Annotated in this window: 12 protein-coding genes; 7 read left to right on the top strand and 5 right to left on the bottom strand. The window is 75.3% G+C overall.

Annotated elements, in window-relative coordinates:
• On the top strand, window positions 1-371 hold a 371-nt coding region (locus NH602_RS23250; RefSeq protein WP_253068901.1), incomplete at its 5' end, for a LytR C-terminal domain-containing protein.
• A 77-nt stretch (window positions 372-448) separates the two neighbouring features.
• On the opposite strand, the gene NH602_RS23245 is transcribed toward NH602_RS23250, so the two are convergent.
• The 3 genes from NH602_RS23245 to NH602_RS23235 form a co-directional block, all read right to left on the bottom strand.
• A complete protein-coding gene (locus tag NH602_RS23245; protein ID WP_256495543.1) occupies window positions 449-1,663 on the bottom strand; it encodes an AAA family ATPase in 1,215 nt (404 codons plus the stop codon).
• A 35-nt stretch (window positions 1,664-1,698) separates the two neighbouring features.
• Window positions 1,699-2,472: an ABC transporter permease gene (locus NH602_RS23240; RefSeq protein ID WP_253068902.1), complete on the bottom strand. Its 774-nt coding sequence runs from the start codon at window positions 2,470-2,472 to the stop codon at window positions 1,699-1,701.
• A gap of 95 nt (window positions 2,473-2,567) precedes the next feature.
• Window positions 2,568-2,972, bottom strand: a complete 405-nt coding sequence (locus tag NH602_RS23235) for a molybdopterin-binding protein (RefSeq protein WP_062398137.1) — start codon at window positions 2,970-2,972, stop codon at window positions 2,568-2,570.
• A gap of 107 nt (window positions 2,973-3,079) precedes the next feature.
• On the opposite strand from NH602_RS23235, the gene NH602_RS23230 reads away from it, so the two are divergent.
• The 3 genes from NH602_RS23230 to NH602_RS23220 all read left to right on the top strand — a co-directional run bounded on the left by NH602_RS23230 (window position 3,080) and on the right by NH602_RS23220 (window position 5,798).
• Window positions 3,080-4,300, top strand: coding sequence for an acyl-CoA dehydrogenase family protein (locus NH602_RS23230; RefSeq protein WP_073576601.1), 1,221 nt, complete (start codon window positions 3,080-3,082; stop codon window positions 4,298-4,300).
• A gap of 152 nt (window positions 4,301-4,452) precedes the next feature.
• Window positions 4,453-5,511 carry a GTP 3',8-cyclase MoaA gene (moaA, locus tag NH602_RS23225; RefSeq protein ID WP_073576602.1) on the top strand — a complete coding sequence of 353 codons (1,059 nt, stop codon included), beginning with the start codon at window positions 4,453-4,455 and terminating at the stop codon, window positions 5,509-5,511.
• A 2-nt stretch (window positions 5,512-5,513) separates the two neighbouring features.
• Window positions 5,514-5,798, top strand: a complete 285-nt coding sequence (locus tag NH602_RS23220; RefSeq protein WP_083658803.1) for a MoaD/ThiS family protein — start codon at window positions 5,514-5,516, stop codon at window positions 5,796-5,798.
• Between the two features lie 85 nt (window positions 5,799-5,883).
• On the opposite strand, the gene NH602_RS23215 is transcribed toward NH602_RS23220, so the two are convergent.
• Window positions 5,884-6,345 carry a hypothetical protein gene (locus tag NH602_RS23215; protein ID WP_073576603.1) on the bottom strand — a complete coding sequence of 154 codons (462 nt, stop codon included), beginning with the start codon at window positions 6,343-6,345 and terminating at the stop codon, window positions 5,884-5,886.
• 103 nt (window positions 6,346-6,448) lie between these two features.
• Between NH602_RS23215 and NH602_RS23210 the strand changes: the two genes are divergently transcribed.
• The 3 genes from NH602_RS23210 (at window position 6,449) to NH602_RS23200 (ending at window position 8,987) form a co-directional block, all read left to right on the top strand.
• Window positions 6,449-7,159, top strand: coding sequence for a response regulator transcription factor (locus NH602_RS23210; protein ID WP_253068900.1), 711 nt, complete (start codon window positions 6,449-6,451; stop codon window positions 7,157-7,159).
• Window positions 7,159-8,436, top strand: coding sequence for a HAMP domain-containing sensor histidine kinase (locus NH602_RS23205; RefSeq protein WP_253068899.1), 1,278 nt, complete (start codon window positions 7,159-7,161; stop codon window positions 8,434-8,436). Before NH602_RS23210 ends, NH602_RS23205 begins: the two co-directional genes overlap by 1 nt.
• Before the next feature lie 107 nt (window positions 8,437-8,543).
• Complete coding sequence (locus NH602_RS23200) at window positions 8,544-8,987, top strand: PepSY domain-containing protein (RefSeq protein WP_253068898.1); 444 nt, start codon at window positions 8,544-8,546, stop codon at window positions 8,985-8,987.
• Window positions 8,988-9,005: 18 nt separating this feature from the next.
• Here the strand turns inward: NH602_RS23200 and NH602_RS23195 are convergent.
• Window positions 9,006-9,973: DUF2399 domain-containing protein (locus tag NH602_RS23195; protein WP_253068897.1), on the bottom strand; the 968-nt coding region annotated here is incomplete at its 5' end.

The raw sequence follows: 9,973 nt of genomic DNA, 5'->3' as shown, positions 1-9,973 counted from the left end.
TCGCCGCGCCGCCCGGCGCGGGCTCCGGCTCCGCGGGCCAGGGCGGCTCCGGCTCCGCCGCCGGTGAGGGGTCCGCCGTCGCGGCCCGCCCGGTCGTGCGGATCTACAACAACTCGACCATCCGCGGTCTCGCCGAGAAGGCGGCCGGAGAGTTCCGTACCAACGGCTGGACCGTGTCCCAGGTGCAGAACTACTCCCAGGGCGTCATCCCGACCACGACCGTCTACTACCGGCAGGGCACCGACGAGAAGGCCGCCGCCGAGGAGATCGCGAAGAAGTTCGGCATCCGTTCCGAGCCCCGCTTCGACGGCATCCAGGACGCGACGCCCGGCGTCATCGTGATCGTGACGCGGGACTTCTCCGCCGCCTGACGTTCCACACGCACGACGGCCCCGGACGCCTCCGCGTCCGGGGCCGTCGGCGTTCCGGGGCCGTCCGTGTGCCGGACTCAGCCGTCGCTGCGGCGACGGGCGTAGGCCTCCAGCTCGGCGACCTGCGCCGGGTCCAGCGACGCCCGCACCGTGCGGCGTGCCGTCGCCAGGTGCGCGGCGGTCACCTCGCCCGCGTCGAGGGACTCGCGCATCGCGGTCAGCGCGGACTCGCGCAGCAGCGCCGCGCAGTCCGCGGCCGAGTAACCGTCCAGTTCGGACGCGAGCGCGTCGAGGTCCACGTCGTCGGCCAGCGGCACGTCGCGGCCCGCCGCGCGCAGGATGTCCGCCCGCGCATCGGCGTCCGGCGGCGGCACGAACACCAGCCGCTCCAGCCGGCCCGGCCGCAGCATCGCGGGGTCGATCAGCTCGGGCCGGTTCGTCGCCCCGACCACGACGACCTCGCGCAGCGGTGTCGCGCCGTCCAGCTCGGTCAGCAGCGCGGCGACGACGCGGTCGGCCACCCCGGCGTCGGTGGAGCCGCCGCGACGCGGGGCGAGCGCGTCGACCTCGTCGAGGAAGATCAGTGCGGGGGCGGCCTCGGCCGCCCGGCGGAACAGCTCGCGGACCGCGCGCTCGGACTCGCCGACGTACTTGTCGAGCAGTTCGGCGCCCTTCACCGCGAACACGTTGAGGTCACCGGAGCCGGCGAGCGCACGCAGCAGGAACGTCTTGCCACCACCCGGCGGGCCGTAGAGCAGCACCCCGCGCGGGGCGTCGACCCCGAGCCGGGCGAACGAGTCCGGGTGGCGCAGCGGCCACAGCACGGCCTCGGTGAGGGCCGCCTTGACCTCGGTCATGTCACCGACGTCGTCGAGGGTGAGGCCGCCGCTGCCCAGCGTGCCGCCACCGGACAGCGAGATCGGGCGGACCGAGCCGACGGCGTCGAGCAGGTCGCGGGCCCGGGAGTCGGCCGCGGCGCGGGGCGTGCCCTGGGCACGCGGCCCGAACGCGACGTTCGCCAGCGCCGACAGGTGCGGGAACAGCAGCGGCTCCTGGGCGAGCAGCCCGACACCGCGCCGGTGCGGCGGCACGAAGGTCCCGTCGGCGGTGTCGAGCAGGGTCCGGCCGTCGACGCGCAGGTGCCCGGAGTCCGGGCGCAGCAGCCCGGACAGGATGCCGAGCATCGTGGACTTGCCCGCCCCGTTCGGGCCGAGCACCGCGAGCACCTCGCCCGCGGCGACCGACAGCTCCATGTCCAGGGCGAACCCGTCCCGGTCCAGCCGCGCCCTCATGTCCACACCGGGCTCCACCGTGTCGCCGCCGCTGCTCATCCGCGGCCGTCCAGCCCACGCGGACGCCCGACGACGATCACGACCAGCGACACGACGACCAGCAGCAGCGACAGCGCGACCGCTCCCGCGACGTCGGTCTCGCCCTGCAGGTAGACCAGCAGCGGCAGGGTCCGGGTGGTGCCCTCCAGGCTGCCGGCGAACGCGATCGTCGCCCCGAACTCGCCCATGCAGCGGGCGAAGGCCAGCACCAGCCCGGACGCCAGTCCGGGCAGCACCAGCGGCACGGTGACCCGGCGGAAGGCCAGCCCCGGCGACGCACCGAGGGTCGCCGCGGTCGCCTCGTAGCGCTCTCCCGCGGTCCGCAGGGCGCCCTCCAGCGACACGATGAGGAACGGCATGGCGACGAAGGTCTGCGCCAGGACCACCGCGGCCGTCGAGAACGGGATGAAGATCCCGAACGCGGTGTCCAGGCCCTGCCCGACCAGCCCGTTCGCACCGAGCAGGAACAGCAGCGAGAGCCCGCCGACGACCGGCGGCAGCACCAGCGGGAGCAGGACGACCGAGCGGATCCCGCGCATCAGGCTGGGCAACCGGTTGATCCGGCCGCGGGCCAGGACCACCGCGAGCGGCCCGCCGAGCAGCAGGCACAGCGTCGTGGAGATCGCCGCGGTGAGCAGCGACAGGCGCAGCGCCGACAGCGCGGCATCGCTGGTGAGCAGGCGGGGGGTCTCCGCCCAGTCGGCCTCCCACAGCAGGCCGAGCACGGGCAGCGCGATGACCAGGAATCCGATGCCGGCCGGGACCCACATCCAGACCGGCAGTCCGACGCCCGTGCCGTGGCGGTCGGCGGCGCCCTCGCGGCGCCGGGTCGGGGCCGGCGCGGGGGCGGTGCCGGCCCCGGGGGTCACAGGTGCCCGCCCGGCGTCTCCACCACCACGTTCGTCGACTTGATCACCGCCACCGCGAGCGCCCCGGGCTCGAGACCGAGGTCGCGCACGGCCTCGCTGCTCATCAGCGACACCACGCGGTGCGGGCCGCACTGCATCTCGACCTGGGCCATCACCGTGTCGGCCAGCACCGAGGTGACCAGGCCGACCATCCGGTTGCGGGCCGAGCGCTGCACCACCGAGGGGTCCGGCGGGGCGGACGCGTGATCGCGGGCGAACGCGGCGAGCGCGGCACCGTCGATGACCTTGCGGTTCGAGGCGTCCGCCTGCACCGGCAGCGTCCCCGCGTCCACCCAGCGGCGGACGGTGTCGTCGCTGACGCCGAGCAGTCGGGCGGCCTCGGAGATCCTGAAGTGCGGCACGACCCGGATACTATGGTCGCGCCTGCGGGGGTGCCACGGTGGATACCCCGCGCGATGTCGGGATCGCGCACTGCCGGGGCCTGCGGACCTGTGGTCTGATCGGTGCCGTGGACTTCGCACCCAGCGCCGTGGCGGCCGACTACACCGCGCGCATGCGCGCCTTCCTCGACGAGGAGGTCCTCCCGGCCGAGGCCTCCTACGACGCGTTCCGGGCCGAGCGGCGCGGCACCCCGGAGGAGTGGGCCCTGCCCCCGGTGGTCGAGGAGCTGAAGGCGAAGGCCCGCGGGCGCGGTCTGTGGAACCTGTTCCTGCCGGACCTCTCGGGGCTGTCGAACCTGGAGTACGCGCCGGTCGCGGAGGTCTCCGGCTGGTCCCCGGTCATCGCACCGGAGGCGATCAACTGTCAGGCCCCGGACACCGGGAACATGGAGACGCTCCACCTGTTCGGCACCGACGAGCAGAAGCAGCAGTGGCTGGAGCCGCTGCTCGACGGCGAGATCCGCTCGGCGTTCGCGATGACCGAGCCGGACGTCGCGTCGTCGGACGCCACGAACATCGAGACCCGGATCCGGCGCGACGGCGACGACTACGTCGTCGACGGCCGCAAGTGGTGGATCTCCGGTGCCGCGGACGAGCGCTGCCGGATCTTCATCGTCATGGGCAAGACCGCCGACGACAGCGACGACACCGTGTCGACGCACCGCCGGCAGTCGATGATCCTCGTCCCGCGCGACACCCCCGGACTGACGATCGAGCGGCACCTGCCGACGTTCGGCTTCCAGGACCAGCACGGGCACTCCGAGCTGCGCCTCGAGGGCGTGCGGGTGCCGGCGTCGAACCTGCTCGGCGAGGAGGGCGGCGGGTTCGCCATCGCCCAGGCCCGGCTCGGCCCCGGCCGCATCCACCACTGCATGCGGCTGATCGGCATGGCCGAGCGCGCGCTGCACCTGATGACCGAGCGCGCCCAGGCGCGGGTCGCGTTCGGCAAGCCGCTGGCCGAGCAGGGCGTGGTGCGCGAGCAGATCGCGCTGTGCCGGATGGAGATCGAGCAGGCCCGGCTGCTGACGCTCAAGACGGCGTGGCTGATCGACAACCACGGCGCGAAGGGCGCGGCCACCGAGATCGCCGCGATCAAGGTCGTCGTGCCACGGATGGCGTGCACCGTGATCGACCGGGCGATGCAGGTGCACGGCGGGGCCGCGATGAGCGACGACACCCCGCTGGCCTACTTCTACGCCTGGGCGCGCGCCCTGCGCTTCGCCGACGGACCGGACGAGGTGCACATCCGCTCGGTCGCCCGGCAGGAGCTGAAGGCCCACCAGAAGTAATCGTGTCCCTGTCCTTTCGACTAGGTACACGATGACTAGTTCCGCACCTGCGACGGCGTGACCCCAGCCACGTCCGCGGGTGCGGATCACGGTTCTGAGCTGCGGAAACCCGCCCTGGGCGGGCCCGCACGGCGGGGGTTAGCCTCGGGCCCATGACCACCGAGCTCGGCCTGCCGTCGCTGCGGGGCGGCGCGTCCCGGGACCCGGCCCGACCGGCCGACCCCCGTCTCGTCGACGGGTTCGGCCGGGTCGCGACCGACCTGCGGATCTCGCTCACCGACCGCTGCAACCTGCGCTGCACCTACTGCATGCCCGCCGAGGGCCTGGACTGGATGCCGCGCGAGGAGCAGCTGACCGACGCGGAGCTGAACCGGCTGATCGCGCTGGCGGTGCGCGACCTCGGGATCGAGGAGCTGCGGTTCACCGGCGGTGAACCGCTGCTGCGCAAGGGCCTGGAGGAGATCTTCTCCGCGGCGTCGGCGCTGGAGCCCCGCCCGGACATCTCGCTGACCACCAACGGCATCGGGCTCGCCCGCCGCGCCGGGGCCCTCGCGGCCTCCGGGGTGAACCGGCTCAACGTCTCGATGGACACCCTGCGTCCGGAGCGGTTCGCGCAGATCACCCGGCGCGACCGGCTGTCGGACGTCATCGACGGGATGGCCGCCGCGCACGCCGCGGGCCTGTCCCCGGTGAAGATCAACGCGGTGCTGCTGCGCGGCGTGAACGACGACGAGGCCGCGGACCTGCTGGAGTTCGCGCTGACCCACGGCTACCAGCTGCGTTTCATCGAGCAGATGCCGCTCGACGCCCAGCACGGCTGGCGCCGCACCGAGATGATCACCGCCGAGGAGATCCTGGCGCGGCTCGAGGAGCGCTTCGTGCTCACCCCGTCCGACGAGGACCGTGGCGGCGCGCCCGCCGAGCGGTTCGTGGTGGACGGGGGCCCCGCCACCGTCGGGGTGATCGCCTCGGTGACCCGCCCGTTCTGCGGGGCCTGCGACCGGACCCGTCTCACCGCCGACGGCCAGGTCCGCACCTGCCTGTTCGCCACCGGCGAGACCGACCTGCGCGCCATGCTCCGCGGCGGCGCGACCGACGCCGAGATCGCCGACGTCTGGCGCGACGCGATGTGGGGCAAGAAGGCGGGCCACGGCATCGACGACCCCGGATTCCTGCAGCCCGCGCGCCCCATGAGCGCGATCGGAGGATAAGCATGACCCCCTCGCTCACCACGCCCCTGGTGACCCGCACGCTGACCGTCCGCTACTTCGCCGCCGCCAAGGCGGCCGCCGGCACCGGTGAGGAGACCGTCGAGATCCCCGGCGGCGCGACGGTGGCCGACGCCGTCGCCGCACTCGGCACCGCGCACGGCCCGGAGCTGGAGCAGGTGTTGCTGCGCTGCAGCTTCCTGCTCGACGAGGTGGCGGTGCGCGACCGCTCCACCGCGGTCGGCGGGGCGGCCACGCTCGACGTGCTCCCGCCGTTCGCCGGCGGCTGAGACCCGGCGCCTCCGGCGGGGCGGCCCGGTCCCTCCGCGCGGCTCGGTCCTCGGGGGCGGTCGCTCGGTCCACGGGGACGGTCGGTCAGTCCTCGGGGACGGTCGCGACCCGGCCGGCCGGCACCCCACCGGCGCAGCTCAGCGTGACCCGGACGTCCGGGACGTCGTCGCCGTCGAAGACGACCTCGGCCGGGCCGATGTCCGTGTCGTCCTCGCGCTCCCAGCCCTGCGCGGGGTTGACCGACACGATCCGCGGGGCCGCGCCGTCGCACCGGACCAGGATGTTCCCCGCCGTCCCGGCCTGCACCACCGCGGGCGGGGCGGAGGCGGGCGCCGTCGTCGGGACGGGCGCGGGTGCCGGTGGCGCGGCGGTGGCGGCCTGCTGGGCCAGGCGGGCGTCCACCTGCTCGGCGCTGAGCGGCTGCGTCTGTGTGCCCGCGAGGTCGCTGCCGATGCTCCCGACGGCCGTCAGGCCCAGGAGCAGGGCACCCGCGGCCGCGGCGGTCCAGAGCGCGATCTGCAGGACGGGGCGCGTCGGTCGTTCCACGCGCACAGCATGCCCCGGACCCGGTTAACGGATCCCTAAACGGGACACAAGCGACGGCTGTGCCCCACCGCGGTCGGGGTCGCGGCGGATAGGTTCTCCCTCCGTGGCCCAGATCCTGATCGTCGAGGACGACCCCGGCATCCGCGGAGCGCTCATCCGCGGGCTGACCGAGCGGGGGCACGCCGTCGACTCCGCACCGACCGCGATGGCCGGGCTGGAGCACGCCGTCGGGAAGCGGCCCGACCTCGTGGTGCTCGACCTCGGCTTGCCCGACATGGACGGCACCACCATGCTGCGGATGCTGCGTGGCGCCAGCACGGTGCCGGTGATCGTCGCGACCGCACGCGACGACGAGACCGAGATCGTCTCCGTGCTCGACGCGGGAGCCGACGACTACCTGGTCAAACCGTTCGCCGCCGCCCAGCTCGACGCCCGGATCCGGGCGGTGCTGCGCCGGCTCGGCGACGGGGCGGGCGACCCCACCGTCGTCGTCGGCGGGCTGTCGGTCGACCCCCGTTCGCGGCGCGCGGTGCTCGACGGCACCGAGCTGGAGCTGACCCCGCGCGAGTTCGACCTGCTGCACCACCTCGCCGCCCGTGCCGACCAGGTCGTCAGCAAGCGGGAGCTGGTGACCGAGGTCTGGCAGCAGCCCTACGGCGGCGCCGACAAGACCGTCGACGTGCACCTGTCGTGGCTGCGCCGCAAGCTCGGCGAGACCGCGCAGGCCCCGCGCTACCTGCACTCGGTGCGCGGCGTCGGGGTCCGGCTGTCCGCGCCGCCGGCGCCGCCGGGGACCGGGGAGGACACCGCCTGATGCGCCGGCGCATCCTCGTCCTCGTCGGGGCGACCGTGCTGCTGGTGCTGGCCGCGTTCGCGGTCCCGCTCGCGACGCTGATCCGCTCGGTCGCCGAGAGCTCGGCGGTGTCCGCGGCGACCGTCCAGGCCCAGGTGCTGACCCCGGCCGTCGCGGGCGGGGACCGGTCGGTGCTGGCCCCCGCCGTCCAGAACGCCGACGGCCGCGACGCCTCCGACGTCTCGGTGTTCCTGCCCGACGGCACCGTGCTCGGCGCGCCCGCACCGCGCAGCCCGGTCGTCCGGCTGGGTCTGCTCGGGACGAGCGCGTCGACCGAGGCGGCCGGCGGGCGCGAGCTGGTGTTCGCGGTGACCGGCGCCGCGGGCGGCAACGCCGCGATCCGCGTGTTCGTCCCCGACGCCGAGCTCACCCGCGGGGTGACCCGCTCCTGGCTGCTGCTGGGCGGGCTGTCGCTGGTGCTGCTCGCCGGAGGTCTGCTGCTCGCGGACCGGCTGGCCCGCACCCTCGTCGACGCCACCACCGACCTGTCCGGGGTGTCGGAGCGGCTCGCGGCCGGCGACCTGTCCGCGCGCGCCGACCCCGGCGCCCCGGCCGAGCTCGGTGTCGTCGCGAGCGCGCTGAACGGGCTGGCCGGGCGGATCTCGGAGCTGCTGCGCGAGGAGCGGGAGAACGTCGCGGACCTGGCACACCGGGTCCGCACCCCGCTGACCGCCCTGCAGCTCGACGCCGAGGCCCTGCGCGACCCGGACGAGTCCGCACGGCTGTCGGCCGGGGTCGACGGCGTCCGGCGCGCGGTCACGGGTGCGATCGAGCAGGCCCGGCGACGCGGCGGCACGACCCGCAGCGCGGACGCGGCGGCCGTCGTCCGGGAGCGGGTGGAGTTCTGGCGGGTGCTGGCCGAGGACACCGACCGCTCGGTGACCCTGCACCTGGCCGACGGCCCGCTGCCCGTGGCCTGCGCACCCGGCGACCTGGAGGCGTGTGTGGACGGGCTGCTGGGCAACGTCTTCGCGCACACCCCGGACGGCACGGCCTTCGACGTCGAGCTGTCGGCCCGGGCCGGCGGGGGCGCCCGGATCGTCGTGCACGACGACGGTCCGGGGCTGCTGCTCGGGACCGACCCGACCTCCCGCGGTGTCAGCGGCGGCGGCTCGACGGGGCTGGGCCTCGACATCGCCCGGCGCACCGCCGACCAGGGCGGCGGGGCGCTGACGGTGCTCTCCCCGGCCGGGGGCGGGCTGCGGGTGGAGCTGGAGCTGGGGCCGCCCGCGGGCTGAGCGGGCACCGATCTTGGGGTGCCGTTAGGAGTCGTGCAGCGCGCCGTTGATCGACAGCGCAGCATCGTCACCGGTGTCAGCACGACCCCTCCCGGAAGGACATCCCGATGCCCTCGACGCTCTCCCTCGCCGCCCTCGCCGCCACCGGCCTCCTGCTCGTCGGCGGCGGCGCCGCGTGCGCCTCGCCGGCCGAGATCGCCGTGACCCCCGCCGCGCAGAGCGCCGCCGACACCGCCCCCGCACCGGGCGCCGGTGCCGCCGTGGACCGTGCCGCAGCCGAGCGGATCGCCGTCGAGCGGGCCGGGGGCGGGCAGGTCGTGACGGTCGTGTTCGACCGCGCCGACGACGGCCGCGACGACGACCGGGACGACGACCGGGACGACGACTCCCGCTCCGACGGCCGCGACCACTGGGAGGTGGAGGTCCGCACCGCCGACGCCGAGCACGACGTCGACGTCGACGCCGCGACCGGTGAGGTCCTCGACCACGACGTCGACCGGAACGACCGCACCGACGACGACCGTGACGACGACGACCGTGACGACAGCTGATCCGGACCGGGTGATCCCTCAGGCCGGGGCGAGCCCGTCGCGCCAGTCCGGGTCGCCGGCCAGGACCGTGACCCCGACGGCCTCCTGGGCCAGGCGCGCCCCGGCCGCGAAGAGGTCGCGGACGGGGCCGCGCAGTCCGGCGTCGAGCCACTCGACGTCGCTGTGGTCCACCGTCCGCGCCGAGGCCGGGCGCCCGTGCCGTAGCAGCGCCCGGTACAGCCCGGTCGCGGGCCGCACCGGCGGCAGGCCGTGAGCCTCGGCGAGATCGGAGGCGGCACGCGGGATCCGCAGCCCGGCGGCGTCGAGGTCGCCGAAGTAACGGACCGTCGCGGGCGGGTCGTCGCGCAGGGCGAGCACCGACGCGGTGAACGCGTTCCCCGCGCCCCAGGCGAGGCCACCGACCGGGCCGGGCTCGGGCGCCAGGGCACGGCGCAGCGAGTCCAGGGTGTCGGCGTTCTCGACGACGAGCAGCACCGGCCCGCCGCCGGGCAGGCGCTCGCGGTGCAGCGGCGGGACGACCCGGCGGGCCCGCAGGACCTCCGGCGTCAGCCCGCCGGGCAGCGGGCCGTCGAAGGCCTTCTCGTCGCCGGTGATCTCCAGCGCGCGCTCGCGCAGCGGGACCTCCACCGCGCTGGACGCGTGGGCGAACAGCCAGTCGTTGACCTGCAGCAGCACCCGCGACGGCCGCCGGAGATCCGCGGCCCCGGACAGCGCGTGATGCCACGGTCCCCGGTCCACGGCCGGGGCGGCGTCCGTGCGCGGCCGGACCAGCCGTACCGAGTTCGGCAGCGGCGGCACCCCGTCGTCGGTCCGGCCGGTCGGCTCCAGCACGCCCGCGGCGGCCAGCTCGGCCAGTACCCCGGCGAGGTTCCGCCGGGCGTCGACGCTGCCGACCATCGTGGGGTCCGCCTGCAGGAACGCCGCGCGCACCGCCGAGCGTGGGATCCGGGTCCGTCCGGTGGCCGCCAGCAGCTCGGCGAGCCGCT

The sequence above is a fragment of the Pseudonocardia sp. McavD-2-B genome, assembly GCF_024124365.1.
GTDB classification, from domain to species: domain Bacteria; phylum Actinomycetota; class Actinomycetes; order Mycobacteriales; family Pseudonocardiaceae; genus Pseudonocardia; species Pseudonocardia alni.
Note: the sequence above shows the minus strand (reverse complement) of the source record. Positions and strands in the feature narration are given on the sequence as shown.